Below are 15,573 nucleotides of genomic sequence, written 5' to 3'. Positions count from 1 at the left end.
CGGTCACTCCGGCAGCGGGCGGCCGCGATACAGCGCTTCGAAGGTGTCGAGGGTGCGGGTGATGTCGTGCACGGCGACGGCGTCGAGGGACGCCTGCTGCATGCGCAGACGCTCCTCGGGCGACGCGGTGAGCACATCGGTCAGGCGCGCGGCGAGCTCGTCGGAATCGCCCGGCGTGAAGAGGTAGCCGTTCTCACCCTCGTGCACGAGGTGCGGGAGGGCGACGGCGTCGGCGGCCACGATCGGCAGACCGGATGCCATGGCCTCCATCGTGGCGATCGACTGCAGTTCCGCGATCGAGGCGATGGCGAAGACGCTGGCGCGCGAGTACAGGTTGCGGAGCTCGTCGTCGGACGCGTGCCCGTGGAACGTGACGCGCTCGGCCACACCGAGCTGATCGGCCAGCGCCTCGAGCTTGGCACGCTGGTCGCCGCCGCCAACGACGTCGAAGGTGACGTCGAGCGCGGGATCGAGCTTCGCCAGCGCCGCCAACACCACGTCGATGTGCTTCTCGGTGGTGAGTCGACCGACGAAGAGGATGCGATTCGCATCACGGGGGGTCAGGTCGGGGCGGTAGTTCGAGCGGTCGATTCCGCACGAGATCGGGATGACGCCGTCGATGTCGATCGTCGCCTCGAGGAAGTCGGCCGCCTTACGCGTGGGCGTGGTCACGGCGCGCGTCATCTTGAAGGTGCGCTCCGCGTCAGCCCACGCGAGCTTGACGAAGACGCGATCGAGCCAGTCGGGAAGCGTGGTGAAGTCGAGGATGTTCTCGGCCATCACGTGGTTCGTCGCCACGACGGGGATGCCGCGCTTGCGGGCCTCGCGGGCGAGACCCCGACCGATCACGATGTGCGACTGGATGTGCACGACGTCGGGCTTGACCTCGTCGAGCACGATGCGGGCGTAGTGCTTCGAGCGCCACGGCAGCACGTAGGTGATCCAGTCGTGCGGGAGGAAGCGGTAGGCCGGCAGCCGGTGCATCATCATCGGCTGACCCTCGATCGTCTCGATCGCGGTGCCCGCGTTGCTGTGGCCGACGCTCGGGGCGGCGACGTGCACGTCGTGGCCCCGCGCGACGAGACCCGCCGCGAGGCGCTCGGCGAACCGGGCGGCGCCGTTCACGTGGGGCAGGAAGGTGTCGGCGCCGATGAGGATCTTCAGCGGGCGGTCGGCGGACGCGGACGAGCCGGGTGACTCGGCGGCGGGCGAGGGGGTGTCGGCGGGCGTCGCAGGAGTGGTCACGTGTGGTGAGGCCTATCTGTGCGGCGGAAAGGTCGCTGGGATGGAGCGGTGCGCAACTGCGCGGTTCACAGCGGTGAACGTGTCATCCACTGTACCCGGGCGGGTTTCCGCCGCCGGGGAGCCGTTCACAGGCGGGCACCGGGTGAGTCGGATCGTCGACGGCCGGGAGCCCGCGCCCCTCGATGCCCGGGGTCGCGCGGCGCGGGCCCGCGCCCGCGACGCACGACGCGCCCCTGTCAGCGCCCTTCCGGCGACGGGGAACCGTTCGCCGGCCGCGGCGGCCCGTCGACACCCGCCGGGACCACCACCTCGGAGGCCGCGGCCGCCATCGCCGACACCACCTCGCTGTCGCCGGTGATCGGCGCGTGCCGCTGCTCGCCCGGGTGTTCCTGTTCCGTTCCCGCCGTGTCGAGGTCGGCCGCGGCCTGTTCGAACTGCGACCGGTAGAGCCGGTAATACGCGCCCTGCGCGGCGATCAGCTCGTCGTGCGTGCCCTTCTCGACGATGTCGCCGTGCTCCATCACGAGGATGAGGTCGGCGTCGCGGATCGTGGAGAGGCGGTGGGCGATGACGAACGAGGTGCGACCCTCGCGCAGCGCGGCCATCGCCTGCTGCAGCAGCAGCTCGGTGCGCGTATCGACGGACGAGGTCGCCTCGTCGAGGATCAGCACCGACGGCCGCGCCACGAACGCTCGCGCGATGGTGATGAGCTGCTTCTCACCGGCCGAGACATTGGCGGCATCCTCGTCGAGGACGGTGTCGTATCCCTCGGGGAGAGAGTGCACGAACTGGTCGACACGCGTCGCCACCGCCGCCTCGACGATCTCGTCGTCGGTCGCGCTCTCGCGGCCGTAGCGGATGTTGTCGCGGATCGATCCCGCGAACAGCCACGGGTCCTGCAGCACCATTCCGGTGCGGGAGCGCACATCGTCGCGACGCAGCTCGGCGATGTCCTGGCCGTCGAGCAGGATGCGCCCTCCGTCGAGCTCGTAGAAGCGCATGATGAGGTTGACCAAAGTGGTCTTGCCCGCCCCGGTGGGTCCGACGATCGCGACGGTCTGCCCGGGCTCGACACGGAACGACAGGTCGGTGATGAGGGGCCTCTCGGGCGTGTAAGAGAAACGCACGTTCTGGAACTCGATGACGCCGCGACCCTCGGGGGCTGCGGGCGCGTCGGCCGCGTCGGCCTCCTGCTCGTCGGCGTCGAGGAGGGCGAAGACGCGCTCCGCCGATGCGGTTCCGGACTGCACGACGGCCGCCATACCGCCCAGCTGGGACAGCGGCTGCGTGAACTGCTGCGAGTACTGGATGAAGGCCTGCACATCACCGAGTCGGATCTGCCCGCCCGCCACCATGAGGCCACCGAGCACGGCGATGCCGACGTACGTGAGGTTTCCGACGAACATCATGCCCGGCATGATCATGCCGGAGAGGAACTGCGCCTTGAAGCTCGCCTCGTAGAGCTCCTCGTTCTCGACCTCGAACTTCTCTCGGGCGTCTTTCTCCCGCCCGTAGACCTTGACCAGCGCGTGCCCCGAGAACGACTCCTCGACGCGGGCGTTCAGGCGGCCCACCTTCTTCCACTGCTCGCCGAACGCCTTCTGCGATTTCGGGCCGATCACGCCGAAGATGACCGCCATGAGCGGCAGCGATACCAGGGCCACGAGCGCGAGCTGCCAGGAGATCGTGAACATCATGATGAGCACACCCACGACCGTCAGCACCGAGGTCAGCGCGCTCGAGAGCGACTGCTGCATGGTCTGGGTGATGTTGTCGATGTCGTTCGTCACGCGCGAGATCAGCTCGCCGCGTTGGACCTTGTCGAAGTACGACAGCGGCAGACGGTTGATCTTCGCCTCGACGTCTTCGCGGAGACGCCACATCGTGCGCACCATGATGACGTTGATGACGTAGCCCTGGATCCACGACAGCAGCGACGACCCGACGTAGATCGCGAGGACGGTGACGATCACGACGCGCAGCGCGTCGAAGTCGACGCCCGCGCCGACCTGGAAGCTGTTCATCGCGGAGACGATGTTGGCGACGTCGGTCTGCCCCGATGCGCGCAGCGCCTCGACGACGGCCTCCTTGGACGTGCCGGCGGGGAAGGCGTCGCCCAGCCCGCGCGAGACGACGCCCTCGAAGATGATGTTGGTGGCGTCTCCCAGCACACGCGGGGCCAGGACGGCGAGCAGCACCCCGAGAGCTCCGAGTGCGGAGACGAGGGCGAACGCCCACGCGTAGGGACGCAGCAGACCGATCAGGCGTCGGAAGCTCGGCCCGAAGGCAGCGGCCTTGCCGGGCGCGACGCTGTTCCAGTCGCCGGAGTTCTGTCGCGCCTGCTCGGCGAGCTCGAGCTCGGCGCGGTCTTCGTCGGTGAGGGCGTCGGGCGCGCTCATGCTTCCACCCCCAGCTGCGATTCGACGATCTCTCGATATGTGGGACTCGTGCGCAACAGCTCGTCGTGCGTGCCGAGTCCGGCCATGCGCCCGTCTTCGAGGACGACGATGCGGTCGGCCCCGGTGATGGTGGACACGCGCTGCGCGACGACGATCTTCGTCACCTCGGGGAGCTCCTGCCAGAGTGCGGCCCGCAGGCGCGCGTCGGTGGTGAGGTCGAGCGCCGAGAACGAGTCGTCGAAGACCAGCACGCGGGGCCGATGCACGATCGCCCGCGCGATCGCGAGGCGCTGGCGCTGACCGCCCGAGACGTTGGTGCCGCCCTGGGCGATGCGCCCCTCGAGCTTTCCGTCCATCGCCTCGACGAAGTCGCGGCCCTGCGCGATCTCGAGGGCGTGCCACAACTCGTCGTCGGTGGCGTCTTCGCGCCCGAATCGCAGGTTGGACGCCACGGTGCCGCTGAAGAGGAAGGGTCTCTGCGGCACGAGGCCGATGCCCTTCCACAGCTCGTCGAGGTCGGCCTCGCGCACGTCGACCCCGCCGACGCGCACCGCACCGCCCGTGACGTCGAACAGGCGCGGGATCAAGGACACGAGGGTGGTCTTGCCCGCTCCCGTCGATCCGACGATGGCCACAGTCTCGCCGGGGGCCGCTCGGAAGGTCACACCCGCCACGACCGGCGCCTCGGCGCCCGGGTAGGCGAACGACACGTCGTCGAACTCCACCGCGCCGGCCTCGGCGAAGACGCTGACCGGGTTCTCGGGGCGCTGCAGGGTCGAACGGCTGTCGAGGACCTCGCCGATGCGCTCGGCCGAAACGGCGGCGCGAGGGATCATCACGGTCATGAAGCTCGCCATCAGCACGCCGCCGAGGATCTGCGCGACGTACTGGATGAACGCGAAGAGGGTGCCGATCTCGACTCCGCCGGCGTCGACCTGGATGCCGCCGAACCAGATGACCCCCACGACGGTCACGTTGAGCACGAGCATGGCCAGCGGGAACAGCAGCACGAAGAGGGAGCCCACCTTGCGGCCCACCACGAGGATGTCGGTGTTGGCCCGGCGGAAGCGCTCTTCTTCGATGCGCTCGCGCACGAAAGCGCGGACCACGCGCACCCCCGTCAGCTGCTCGCGCATGACCCGGTTCACGCCGTCGAGCTTGGACTGATAGCTGCGGAACAGGGGCACCATGCGAGCGATGATGAGCCCCGCCGCGATGAGCAGCACGGGCACCGCGACGGCGATCAGCCAGCTGAGCCCGACGTCTTGCTGGAGGGCCATGATGACCCCGCCGACCGCGAGGAGCGGGGCGCTGACGAGCATGGTGGCGCCCATCATCGCCAGCATCTGCACCTGCTGGACGTCATTGGTGTTGCGGGTGATCAGAGAGCCTGCGCCGAACTGCGACAGCTCGCGCTCGGAGAACCCGCTCACGCGCTCGAAGACGTCGCGCCGGATATCGCGGCCGGCGGCCATGGCGGCACGCGCGGCGAAGTATGTGGCGATGACGGATGCCACGATCTGACCGAGGGAGATGACGAGCATGAGGGCGCCGCGCGACCAGATGAACCCCGTGTCGCCCTGCGCGACACCGAGGTTGATGATGTCGGCGTTGAGGCGCGGCAGGTAGAGCGTCGCCAGGGCGGACGCAGCCTGGAAGACGAGGATCGCGACGAGCAGCCATCGATACCGCGACAGATAACGCATGAGGAGTTTGCCGAGCACGGGACCCTCCGGGTGTTCGAGTGCGATCGCGATGACCGCGGTCCCAGCCTGGCACTGACCTCCGACATCGGCGAGGCTTTCCCACGTGGGAGCGTTCTCTGCTCGCGAACGCCGGCACGCGGCATCCCTCTCCCAGGAGGCGGCTCGTAGGCTGTGGGGCATGTCCCGACTGCAGGCCGACGCCCCCGCCGACCTCTGGGTGCCGGTGACCGGCTCCCTCGGATTCCGCGGCCGCCGCCACCGCAAGGCGGCGATCGGCATGCTGCTGAGCCAGGCGAACCAGGGCACGGGCGCGACACCGCGTCCGGGCGGCGGCGCCTTCGCCTGGATCCTCAGCCAGGCGGCCCCGTTGCTGATGCACCGCGCCGCCGGTCGCGTGCTGGTGTGGGTGTGGAAGAGCGACCCGGAGCTGCTGGTGGTGATGGCGCAACTGCAGGAGGCGACGCCGCAGCTGCGCACCGCCCGCGCCATGATGCCCATGGAGTACGACGACACCGAGTCGTTCCGGAACCCTCACCTCGGCGTCGGCGAGAAGCTGGCGATGCCCCTGCCCGCCGACCCGAAGACCCCGCCGTTCGCGACGTACACGTGGGACACCGGCTCGCACTTCGTCACCGTCACCGCGGTCTGCGCGGACCGCCAGCGCTTCGGCACGGTCATCGGCGCGGTGGATGACGTCGCCCGCACGCTCCGCGTCGTCGACGACCTGCAGGTCGGGGAGTCGCCGACCGTGCTGCGCATCGATCCGGCCTGATCGGGCAGCGACCCACGGTGGGGGTCGGCACGTCCGCCGGAGCCACCGGGCATGCGCCGCGTTCCGGTCCCTTCGACAGGCTCAGGGGCCGCCGCTGCGCAGACCCTGAACGAGGTCCGGTCCCTTCGACAGGCTCGGGGACCTCCGCCGCGCAGGCGAGCGTCGCAATCTCAGTCGTCGAGATCGAACGGGCCCAACGGGCGCCAGAGCACGACGTCGGTCGCCCGGCGGACGCGCGCGCCGTGGCGCAACGTCACGACCGAGCCGGTCGCGCCCGCCGCGAAGACGCGCGCACCGGGGCGCGACTGCCGCTCGGCCGAGAGCTGTCGTTCGAGGTCGTTCACACGACGCGCCAGCTCGTGCACGCGCTCCTCGAGAGCGAGCAGGCGCGCGATGGCGGGCAGGCTCATGCCCTCACCGGAGAGCCGCGCGACCTCGCGCAGCTGCTGCACGTGACGGCTGGAGTACCGCCGCGATCCGCCCTGGGTGCGCGCGGGCACCACGAGACCGAGACGGTCGTACTGTCGCAACGTCTGCGGGTGCATGTTCGACAGCTCCGCCGCGGCGGCGATGGCGAAGATCGGGGCGTCTTCGTCGATCTCTCTCTCAGCCACGTCTCACCTTCTTCCGTCGTGGCGGGTGCGACACCGGGTTCTCGGCATCCTGACTCATCGGATGCCGAGAACCACGGCGACGCGCGTGCGTCTACCGCGCTTTGGCCATCAGGTCGGCGCGGGGGTTCTCTTTCGGTTCGAGCGCCTGGTAGCGCTCGAGGGCTTCGCGGGCCGCGTCGTCGAGGTGTGCGGGCACGGCCACCTGGACCTCGGCGAGCAGGTCGCCGGTGCCCTTGGCGGTCGCGATCCCGCGGCCTTTGACGCGCAGCACGCGACCCGAGGGGGTTCCCGGGGCCACGCGCAGGCGAACGGTCTCGCCGCCCAGCGCGGGCACCTCGATCGTGGCGCCGAGAGCGGCCTCGGTGAAGGTGACGGGGACCGTCACCCGCAGGTTGAGGCCGTCGCGCGTGAACACGGGGTGCGGGCGCACCGCCACCGTCACGACGATGTCGCCGCTCTCGCCGCCGTCGGGGGACTTGCGTCCCCGACCCCGGAGTCGGATCTTCTGCCCGTCCGAGACGCCGGCCGGGATCTTCACCTTGAACGGGACGTTGTCCTCGCCCTGCAGGGTGATGGTCTCGCCCTTCGCCGCGGTGACGAAGTCGATCGTCGTCCGCGCCGTCACATCGGACCCGCGCTGGGGGCCGCCGAAACCGCGGAACCCTCCCGTCGTCTGACCGAAGCGTCCGGAGCCGAAGCCCCCGCCGCCCTGCTGGTCGAACATCGAGAAGAAGTCGTCGAAGCCGCCCTGGGGCTGGCCGCGACCCTGACCGAACCGACTGAAGACGTCGTCGAAACCGCCGCCGCCGCTCGCCCCCGGAGCGGAGAAGCGCGCCCCCGAGCCCATGGCCCGGATCTGGTCGTACTCCTCGCGCTGCTCGGGGTCGTTGAGCACCGAATAGGCCTCGCTGATCTCCTTGAACTTCGCCTCGGCTTTCGCGTCACCCGGGTTCGAGTCGGGGTGGTACTGGCGCGCGAGCTTGCGATACGTCTTCTTCAGATCGGCAGCGCTGACGCTCTTGTCGACACCGAGGACCTTGTAGAAGTCCTTGTCGAACCAGTCCTGACTCGCCATGCGTCCTCCTCTTAGGCCGGCACGGCGACGACGACCTTGGCCGGTCGCAGCTCGACCGAACCGAGGCGGTAGCCGACCTCGACGACCTCGAGGATCGTCGTCTCGGTCACACCCGGGGTCGGCGCCTGGAAGATCGCCTCGTGCTGCTGGGGGTCGAACACGTCGCCGACGGCGCCGTACGACACCACGCCGAGGCGCTCGGCCACGGCCCGCACCTTGTCGCCGATCGCGGCGAGGGGGCTGCCCTCGACGAGGTCGCCGTGCTTGGCGGCGCGGTCGAGGTCGTCCATGACGGGCAGCAGGCCCTTCACGGCCTCGCCCTTGGCGCGCTCGATCTCGCGCTCCCGCTGCTCTTCGGTGCGCCGACGGTAATTGGCGTACTCGGCCTGCAGGCGCTTGAGGTCGATCAGCAGCGAGGCCTCCTTGTCGGAGGACGCACCTTCTGCGGCCGCCTCGGGCGTCTGCTCGGCGCCGAGGATGTCGTCGATGGTCAGGCCATCGGCATCCGTCCCCGAAGGCTCGGACTGGTCGCCCGACGGCGCGGGGCCGGAGGTGTTCTCCTCCGGCCCCGTCTCGTCAGGACCGGCGCCCGAGCCCGTGGGCTGTTCGTCGTCCTTGTGTGCCATGTTCTCTGCTTACTTCTTGTTCTCGTCGGGGTTCTCGTCGTCGACGACCTCGGCGTCGATGACGTCTTCCTCGGGGTTCGGCGTCTCGCCGTTGCCCGGCTGACCCACGTTGGGGTCGGCCTGCTCGCCCGCGGCCTGCGACGAGGCGTAGATGGCCTCACCGAGCTTGCCCTGGCTGGCGTTCAGCTTGTCGAACGCGGTCTTGACCGCGTCGTCGTCGTCGCCGGCGAGAGCCGTCTTGAGCGCGTCGACATCGCCCTGCACCTCGGTCTTGACCTCGGCGGGGAGCTTGTCGTCGTTCTCCTTGATCAGCTTCTCGATCGAGTACGACAGGGTCTCGGCCTGGTTGCGGGTCTCGGCGGACTCGCGGCGCTTCTTGTCGTCGGCCGCGTTCTCCTCGGCCTCGCGCACCATGCGCTCGATGTCCTCCTTCGGCAGCGACGAGCCGCCCGTGATGGTCATCGACTGCTCCTTGCCGGTGCCCTTGTCCTTCGCGGACACGTGCACGATGCCGTTGGCGTCGATGTCGAAGGTGACCTCGACCTGCGGGATGCCGCGGGGAGCCGGGGCGATGCCGGTGAGCTCGAAGGTGCCGAGCGGCTTGTTGTCGCGGGTGAACTCGCGCTCGCCCTGGAAGACCTGGATCGCGACCGACGGCTGGTTGTCGTCGGCGGTGGTGAAGGTCTCGCTGCGCTTGGTCGGGATGGCCGTGTTGCGCTCGATGAGCTTGGTCATGATGCCGCCCTTGGTCTCGATGCCGAGGCTCAGGGGGGTGACGTCGATGAGGAGGACGTCCTTGCGCTCCCCCTTGAGGACACCGGCCTGCAGGGCTGCACCCACGGCCACGACCTCGTCGGGGTTGACGCCCTTGTTGGCGTCCTTCCCGGTCTCCTTCTTCACCAGCTCGGCGACCGCGGGCATGCGGGTCGAGCCGCCGACGAGCACCACGTGCGCGATGTCGTCGACCTTCACGCCGGCTTCGCGGATGACGTCGGAGAAGGGCTTGCGGGTGCGGTCGAGGAGGTCCTTGGTGAGGTCCTCGAACTTCGCGCGGGAGAGGGTCTCGCTGAGGGAGACAGGGCCCGAGTCGGTGAGCGACAGGTAGGGCAGGTTGATGGAGGTCGAGGTCGAGCTCGACAGCTCCTTCTTCGCCTGCTCGGCCGCTTCCTTCAGACGCTGGAGGGCGATCTTGTCGCCCGAGACGTCGACACCGGTGGTGTCCTTGAACTGCTTGATGAGGTAGTCGACGACGCGCTGGTCCCAGTCGTCTCCACCGAGGCGGTTGTCACCGGAGGTGGCGCGCACCTGGATGGTCGAGAAGTCGTCGTCCTTGCCCACCTCGAGCAGCGAGACGTCGAACGTTCCGCCACCGAGGTCGAAGACCAGGATGAGCTCGTCTTCCTTGCCCTTGTCGAGGCCGTACGCGAGGGCCGCGGCGGTGGGCTCGTTGATGATGCGCAGCACGTTGAGGCCCGCGATCTCACCGGCCTCCTTGGTGGCCTGACGCTCGGCGTCGTTGAAGTACGCGGGGACGGTGATGACCGCATCGGTCACGCTGTCACCGAGGTACTCCTCGGCGTCGCGCTTCAGCTTCTGCAGGATGCGGGCCGAGATCTCCTGCGGCGTCCACTTCTTGCCGTCGACGTCGAAGCTCCAGGTGGTGCCCATGTGGCGCTTGACGCTCGAGATGGTGCGGTCGACGTTGGTGACGGCCTGGCGCTTGGCGGTCTCGCCGACGAGCACCTCGCCGTCCTTCGTGTAGGCGACGACCGAGGGGGTCGTACGGAAACCCTCGGCGTTCGCGATGACCTTGGGCTCGCCACCCTCGAGCACGCTCACGACGGAGTTGGTCGTACCGAGGTCGATTCCCACTGCACGGGGCATATGTGTCTCCTTGCTTGTGAGCACGGCCGATGCCGCACTCGGGGTTCTGGGTGAAAGTCTCTGCGCGGGTTGAGCCGCGATGACTCAAGGTTATCGAACCCCCGTCGGGAGGTCAAGGCGACTTGATATGAATTGGCTCAACTTCTGGATGCCGCGGTTTTCGAATCACTCCCCACCCCCACCCCCACCCCCACGTACCGTTTTGGGGCGCATTCCTCCGTCTGGGGCGCGAAATACCATGCCCCAAACGCAGAAACGCGCCCCAAATCTTCACCTTTCGCCCCGCGACCACAACGCCCCCGCGACCCGGAAGTCGGCGGGGGCGTCGAACGGATGCCGCGAGCCCGGCGCGGCGGCCGGGCGGAGGCTCAGTCGCGGTCGCGATCGCGGCGCTGCGGCCGGTCGCTGCGCTTGGCGGAGCGACCGCCCTGGTCGAGGCGCAGGTCGATGAGCTGGCCCGAGATGCGGGTGTCGGCGAGGCGGTCGATCGTGTCGCGCGAGAGGTCGGCGGGCAGCTCGACGAGCGAGAAGTCCTGGCGGATCTGGATCGCGCCGAAATCGTTGCGACGCAGGCCGCCCTCGTTCGCGAGGGCACCCACGATCTGGCGCGGCTCCACGCGCTGGCGACGGCCCACCGCGATGCGGTACGTCGCGAAGCGTCCGCCGCCGCTGCGGCGATCGCCGCGGTCTCCGCCCTCACGAGCAGGGCGGTCACGGTCGCGGTCCCGGTCGAAGCGCGGCTGCTGGATCGTCTCCTCCTCGAGCAGCAGCGGCGTGTCGCCCTGGGCGACCACGGCGAGAGCTGCGGCCACGTCGGCCTCGGGCACGTCGTGGTGCGCGACGTAGTGGGCGACGACGTCGCGGAAGGTCGCGATCGCGGCGGTGTCCTCGAGGGCGGTCGTGATCGCGTCGTCGAAACGGGTGAGACGCGTGGCGTTGACGTCGTCGACGCTCGGCAGCGACATCTCGGTCAGCGGCTGACGCGTGGCCTTCTCGATCGCGGTGAGCATGCGGCGCTCACGCGGCGTCACGAAGCTGATCGCGTCTCCCGTGCGGCCCGCGCGACCGGTGCGGCCGATGCGGTGCACGTACGACTCGGTGTCGATCGGCAGGTCGTAGTTGACGACGTGGCTGATGCGCTCGACGTCCAGACCGCGCGCGGCGACGTCGGTGGCGACGAGGATGTCGAGCTTGCCCGACTTCAGCTGGTTGACCGTCCGCTCGCGCTGCACCTGGGCGATGTCGCCGTTGATCGCGGCGGCCGTGTAGCCGCGGGCGCGGAGCTTCTCGGCGACCGTCTCGGTCTCGTTCTTCGTGCGGGTGAACACGATCATGCCCTCGAAGTTCTCGACCTCGAGGATGCGGGTCAGCGCATCGATCTTCTGCTGGTACGACACCACGAGGTAGCGCTGGGTGATGTTCGCCGAGGTCGTGGTCTTGGTCTTGACCGTGATCTCTTCGGGGTCGTTGAGGTACTGCGCCGAGATGCGGCGGATCTGCGCCGGCATGGTGGCCGAGAACAGCGCGACCTGCTTGGTCGAGGGGGTGTCGGCGAGGATCGTCTCGACGTCCTCCGCGAAGCCCATCTTGAGCATCTCGTCGGCCTCGTCGAGCACGAGGAACTTCAGCTCGCTGAGGTCGAGGGTGCCCTTGTCGAGGTGGTCCATGATGCGACCGGGGGTTCCGACGATCACGTCGACACCGCGACGCAGGGCCGACAGCTGCTGGCCGTACCCCTGTCCGCCGTAGACGGGGAGCACCGAGACGCCCTTGATGTGCGCGGCGTACTTCTCGAACGCTTCGCACACCTGCAGCGCGAGCTCACGGGTGGGGGCGAGCACGAGGGCCTGCGGGTTCTTGTGGCCGGTCTCCATCTGCGACAGCACCGGGAGCGCGAAGGCCGCGGTCTTGCCGGTTCCGGTCTGGGCGAGGCCGACGACGTCGCGGCCCTGCAGCAGCACGGGGATGGTGGCCGCCTGGATCGCGGAAGGGGTCTCGTAACCCACGTCCTTCAGGGCCTTGAGCACGGCGGCATCCAGTCCCAGGTCGGCGAAGGTGAGCTTTTCGGGGGTGGTCTCGGCCTCAGCGGAGTCGACGGGGGTTTCGGATGCCATGACTCCACGGTAGTCTCCTGCGCGCCCGAGCGCGGGCCGGGGTCTAGCCTGAACCCGCGCGACGTCGTCGTCGCCGCGTCGTGCCGGGGCACCCGGCGTTCACCGAAGGGCCCTACCGTGACCGACATGTCCGCGCCCGGCACCGCCTCCGCCCCTGCCACCGGCCGACGTCCCGTGCTGGCATGGGCCCTGTGGGACTGGGGCTCGGCGGCGTTCAACGCCGTCGTCACGACGTTCGTCTTCAGCACCTATCTCGCCAGCTCGCTCTTCGTCGACCCGGCCGTCGTCTCCGCCGCCGGGGGCGACGACACGAACCCTGCGCTCGTGCGCGCCCTCGCCGACAATGCCAGCCTCGTCGGCGTCGCCCTCATGATCGCGGGCATCGTCGTCGCCCTCGTGGCCCCCGTGCTCGGTCAGCGCTCCGACGGCTCCGGTCGCCGCAAGCTGTGGCTCGGCATCAACACCGGCGTCGTGGTGCTCGCCATGGCGGCGATGTTCTTCGTGGAAGGCACCCCCGCGTACCTGATCCTCGGCGCGACGCTGCTCGCCGTCGGCAACGTGTTCTTCGAGTTCGCGAGCGTCAACTACTACGCGATGCTCACGCAGGTCTCCACGCGCGAGACCATCGGCCGCGTCTCGGGCTTCGGCTGGGGCATGGGCTACGTCGGCGGAATCGTCCTCCTCCTGCTCCTGCTGGTGCTCTTCATCCAGAGCTTCGCGGATCCGGATGCCGGTGGCCTGCTCGCCGTGAGCAAGGACGGCGGTCTGAACATCCGGCTGGCGATCCTGGCATCCGCCGCCTGGTACGCGGTGTTCGCGATCCCGGTCCTCGTTCGAGTGCCCGAGATCCCGGCCCAGCGGCGCCGGGTGCGCGTCGGCTTCTTCCGCTCGTACGTCGTGTTGTGGGGGACGCTCCGCTCGCTCTGGCGCGACAGCCGCCAGGTGCTGCTGTTCCTCGTCGCGAGCGCCGTCTTCCGCGACGGCCTCACGGGGGTGTTCACGTTCGGCGCGATCATCGCGGCCCAGGTCTTCGGGTTCAGCTCGACCGAAGTGCTCTACTTCGCCGTCGCAGCCAACGTCGTGGCGGGCATCAGCACCTTCGTCGCCGGGCGCTTCGACGACCTGTTCGGCCCGAAGCGCGTGATCCTGGCATCCCTGGTCTGCTTGATCGCGCTCGGCACGACGATGCTCTTCATCGGAACGTCGCAGACCGGCTTCTGGATCGTCGGCCTGGGTCTGTGCGCCTTCGTGGGACCGGTGCAGTCGGCGAGCCGGTCGTTCCTCGCGCGCGTGGCGCCCGAGGGACGCGAGGGCGAGATCTTCGGGCTCTACGCCACGACCGGTCGCGCGGTGTCGTTCCTGGCCCCGGGCCTGTTCGCACTCTTCGTCGGCATCACGGGCGACACCCGCCTCGGCATCCTCGGCATCGTGCTGATCCTCGGGGCCGGGCTGCTGCTGATGCTGCCGGTGAAGACCACGGCGGCCGTGATCCGCTGACGCGGATGCGCCGGCTCAGTCGCTCGGCCAGGCGTCGGCGAACTTCGCCAACAGGCGGGCGAACTCCGCGCGCTCGGCGTCGCTGAAGGATTCGAGCGCGGAGCGCACGGCATCCCGCCGCCGACCGCGGAAGCCGGAGACGAGCCCCTCCCCCTCGGCGGTGAGGCGCACGCGCGTGCGGCGCGCGTCGTCGGGGTCGGGCTCGCGCGCGACCAGCCCCATCAGCTCGGCCTGCTGCACCAGGCGCGACGCCCGGGGCTGATCCACGCCGACCGCCTCGGCGATCTCGCTCACCGACAGCGGACCGGATGCCGCGACGAGAGCATCGAGCAGACGCAGTCGCGCGGGACCCCCGAAGCGTCCTCGCGCCGGATCGGCCCACGGCGGCGCGCCACGACCCCACGGACCTCCGCCGTGCCCACCGTGCGGGTGGTGGTGCGCATCGGGCGGGAAAGGCGGGCGCGGGCGCCGACCGCGCAAGCGCGCAAGCGCCGCAGCGATGTCGTCGGCGGGGTCGGATGCCATCCCTCGACTTTACATGTCGCTTGACAAGCATCGGGAATACATGTCACAGTACATCCGTTGTCATGTGACATGCAATGGCGGATCGACCGCCGACGAAAGGACTTCCCATGAACACCTCCACACCTCTGGACGCCCGCAGCCTCGCCCACCGCCTCACGACGGTCGGCCACGCGCTGCACCACCGCCTCTTCGCGCAGCTGCGCGACAGCGGCATCCATCCCAAGACCCTCTTCCTGCTCAGTGCCGTCGACGGTCGCGTCGACGCACCGTGGATCGCCGCGCGCCTCGCCCGCGGCGGGAAGCGCATCGACTCGCTCGTCGCCGAGGGCTGGATCGCCCGTGGCGACACGGGCTGGACGCTCACCGACGAGGGCCGCGCGGTTCTCGCCCGGGTGGATACCGCCCGCGCGGCGCTGCTCGCCGACGTTCCGGCCGAGGAGCTCGAGCACCTGACGACCGCCCTCGACGCGGTGTCGGCCGCCCTCGGCCTCGACGAGGCCGACGACGACAGCCGTCTCCCCGTCGGACCTGCGGTACCCGGCGCCGGTCGCGGCTTCGGCCCCTTCGGACGCGGCTTCGGGCCCGGGATGCGCGGCTTCGGCCCCCGCTTCGGTGCGGACCCGCAGCCGTTCGGGCCGCGAGAGCACGGCGAGCGCGACGGGCGCGGCTTCGCGCACGGCGACCGCGGCTTCGCGCACGGCGACCGCGGCTTCGCGTCCGGCGACGCCGGGCGGGGCGCGCACGGTCGTCACGGCTCCGCGCACGGCGAGACGGGTCACGAAGACGCCGGTCACGGGCACCTCGGCACCGCGGACCGCGGCGAGCACGATCGGGCCGGCGGCGGCCGCGGGTGCGACCCGCGCCGTGACGGCTCCGGACACGAGCACGGACACCACCGCGGGCACGGTCACCACGACCGTCGGTCGGCGCAGCGCGCCTACGAACGCGGGTTCGACGCCGGTTTCCGCCGCGGCCGCGAAGCGTCGGCATCCGGTGACGCGTCGGCGTCCGGTGACACGTCGCCGTCCGCGTGAGCTCGCATAAACGCTCTCCGTGGGTAAAAACGCGCTCACGACGCGTTTCCACCCGGAAACAGCGTTTATCACCGCACGCGCC

General features: G+C 69.7%; 12 protein-coding genes. 3 read left to right on the top strand and 9 right to left on the bottom strand.

Going from position 1 to position 15,573, the window contains the following annotated elements:
* Positions 1-3: 3 nt before the first annotated feature.
* From RWH45_RS07610 to RWH45_RS07600, 3 genes are all read right to left on the bottom strand, one after another.
* Positions 4-1,245: a glycosyltransferase gene (locus RWH45_RS07610; RefSeq protein ID WP_437127327.1), complete on the bottom strand. Its 1,242-nt coding sequence runs from the start codon at positions 1,243-1,245 to the stop codon at positions 4-6.
* A gap of 236 nt (positions 1,246-1,481) precedes the next feature.
* Entirely contained in the window at positions 1,482-3,644 is a 2,163-nt protein-coding gene (locus tag RWH45_RS07605; protein ID WP_315994265.1) for an ABC transporter ATP-binding protein, read from the bottom strand.
* Positions 3,641-5,368, bottom strand: coding sequence for an ABC transporter ATP-binding protein (locus RWH45_RS07600; RefSeq protein WP_315994264.1), 1,728 nt, complete (start codon positions 5,366-5,368; stop codon positions 3,641-3,643). The genes RWH45_RS07605 and RWH45_RS07600 overlap by 4 nt, the downstream gene beginning before the upstream one ends.
* Positions 5,369-5,528: 160 nt before the next feature.
* Between RWH45_RS07600 and RWH45_RS07595 the strand changes: the two genes are divergently transcribed.
* On the top strand, positions 5,529-6,122 hold the full coding sequence (locus tag RWH45_RS07595) for a hypothetical protein (protein WP_315994263.1): 594 nt from the start codon (positions 5,529-5,531) through the stop codon (positions 6,120-6,122).
* Between the two features lie 170 nt (positions 6,123-6,292).
* Here RWH45_RS07595 and RWH45_RS07590 read toward each other — a convergent pair whose 3' ends face one another.
* From RWH45_RS07590 to RWH45_RS07570, 5 genes are all read right to left on the bottom strand, one after another.
* Entirely contained in the window at positions 6,293-6,736 is a 444-nt protein-coding gene (locus tag RWH45_RS07590; RefSeq protein WP_315994262.1) for a heat shock protein transcriptional repressor HspR, read from the bottom strand.
* A gap of 91 nt (positions 6,737-6,827) precedes the next feature.
* Positions 6,828-7,811: a DnaJ C-terminal domain-containing protein gene (locus RWH45_RS07585; protein WP_315994261.1), complete on the bottom strand. Its 984-nt coding sequence runs from the start codon at positions 7,809-7,811 to the stop codon at positions 6,828-6,830.
* Positions 7,812-7,822: 11 nt separating this feature from the next.
* On the bottom strand, positions 7,823-8,437 hold the full coding sequence (locus RWH45_RS07580; RefSeq protein ID WP_315994260.1) for a nucleotide exchange factor GrpE: 615 nt from the start codon (positions 8,435-8,437) through the stop codon (positions 7,823-7,825).
* Positions 8,438-8,446: 9 nt separating this feature from the next.
* Complete coding sequence (dnaK, locus tag RWH45_RS07575) at positions 8,447-10,321, bottom strand: molecular chaperone DnaK (protein ID WP_315994259.1); 1,875 nt, start codon at positions 10,319-10,321, stop codon at positions 8,447-8,449.
* Positions 10,322-10,689: 368 nt separating this feature from the next.
* Positions 10,690-12,435 (bottom strand): DEAD/DEAH box helicase, encoded by a 1,746-nt coding sequence (locus RWH45_RS07570; protein ID WP_315994258.1) that lies wholly within the window; start codon positions 12,433-12,435, stop codon positions 10,690-10,692.
* Positions 12,436-12,561: 126 nt separating this feature from the next.
* Between RWH45_RS07570 and RWH45_RS07565 the strand changes: the two genes are divergently transcribed.
* Entirely contained in the window at positions 12,562-13,932 is a 1,371-nt protein-coding gene (locus tag RWH45_RS07565) for an MFS transporter (protein WP_315994602.1), read from the top strand.
* Between the two features lie 15 nt (positions 13,933-13,947).
* Here RWH45_RS07565 and RWH45_RS07560 read toward each other — a convergent pair whose 3' ends face one another.
* Positions 13,948-14,457: a MarR family winged helix-turn-helix transcriptional regulator gene (locus RWH45_RS07560; protein WP_315994257.1), complete on the bottom strand. Its 510-nt coding sequence runs from the start codon at positions 14,455-14,457 to the stop codon at positions 13,948-13,950.
* Positions 14,458-14,564: 107 nt separating this feature from the next.
* Between RWH45_RS07560 and RWH45_RS07555 the strand changes: the two genes are divergently transcribed.
* Positions 14,565-15,491: a MarR family winged helix-turn-helix transcriptional regulator gene (locus RWH45_RS07555; RefSeq protein WP_315994256.1), complete on the top strand. Its 927-nt coding sequence runs from the start codon at positions 14,565-14,567 to the stop codon at positions 15,489-15,491.
* Positions 15,492-15,573 lie beyond the last annotated feature (82 nt).

The organism is Microbacterium galbum (genome assembly GCF_032464915.1).
GTDB classification, from domain to species: domain Bacteria; phylum Actinomycetota; class Actinomycetes; order Actinomycetales; family Microbacteriaceae; genus Microbacterium; species Microbacterium galbum.
The sequence above is the reverse complement of the archived record's forward strand: the minus strand, read 5'-3'. Positions and strand labels throughout refer to the sequence as shown.

Coding starts and splice junctions, on each gene's coding strand:
- RWH45_RS07605 (WP_315994265.1), bottom strand. CDS start 3,644: ATGAGCGCGCCCGACGCCCTCACCGACGAAGACCGCGCCGAGCTCGAG.
- RWH45_RS07595 (WP_315994263.1), top strand. CDS start 5,529: ATGTCCCGACTGCAGGCCGACGCCCCCGCCGACCTCTGGGTGCCGGTG.
- RWH45_RS07585 (WP_315994261.1), bottom strand. CDS start 7,811: ATGGCGAGTCAGGACTGGTTCGACAAGGACTTCTACAAGGTCCTCGGT.
- RWH45_RS07580 (WP_315994260.1), bottom strand. CDS start 8,437: ATGGCACACAAGGACGACGAACAGCCCACGGGCTCGGGCGCCGGTCCT.
- dnaK (WP_315994259.1), bottom strand. CDS start 10,321: ATGCCCCGTGCAGTGGGAATCGACCTCGGTACGACCAACTCCGTCGTG.
- RWH45_RS07570 (WP_315994258.1), bottom strand. CDS start 12,435: ATGGCATCCGAAACCCCCGTCGACTCCGCTGAGGCCGAGACCACCCCC.
- RWH45_RS07565 (WP_315994602.1), top strand. CDS start 12,562: ATGTCCGCGCCCGGCACCGCCTCCGCCCCTGCCACCGGCCGACGTCCC.
- RWH45_RS07560 (WP_315994257.1), bottom strand. CDS start 14,457: ATGGCATCCGACCCCGCCGACGACATCGCTGCGGCGCTTGCGCGCTTG.
- RWH45_RS07555 (WP_315994256.1), top strand. CDS start 14,565: ATGAACACCTCCACACCTCTGGACGCCCGCAGCCTCGCCCACCGCCTC.